Source organism: Paenibacillus sp. 203 (assembly GCF_037027525.1).
GTDB lineage: Bacteria > Bacillota > Bacilli > Paenibacillales > Paenibacillaceae > Paenibacillus > Paenibacillus polymyxa_B.
This window is the reverse complement of record NZ_JAXCHD010000074.1, coordinates 1-283: the sequence shown is the minus strand read 5'-3', so window position 1 is coordinate 283 and position 283 is coordinate 1. Positions and strand designations below refer to the sequence as shown.

Below are 283 nucleotides of genomic sequence, written 5' to 3'. Positions count from 1 at the left end.
TCGGAAGGTGCGGCTGGATCACCTCCTTTCTATGGAGAATCGTTTCCTGCAATGGAAACATTCAAATATGAAGCATTAGCTTCAAAAACTACTCACTCGTTGCTCAGTTTTGAGAGCTCAAACTCTCACATAAAGATTCCAAAATATACTTGTATCCAAGTGTTGAGGAATTTGATATGATGTTTTTCCGGGGTTAAAGCCGGAGAGAATATTGCACCTTGAAAACTGGATACCGAAACGAAATTGCGTTTTAGAATATTCCTTTAAGCTGATCTTGTGTAAA

General features: G+C 38.5%; 1 protein-coding gene. It reads left to right on the top strand.

Annotated features, from left to right (window positions below; translation table 11 throughout):
* Positions 1-180, top strand: a 180-nt coding sequence (locus tag WA407_RS26455; RefSeq protein WP_336078744.1) for a hypothetical protein, incomplete at its 5' end; no start/stop codon positions are given.
* Between the last annotated feature and the right edge of the window lie 103 nt (positions 181-283).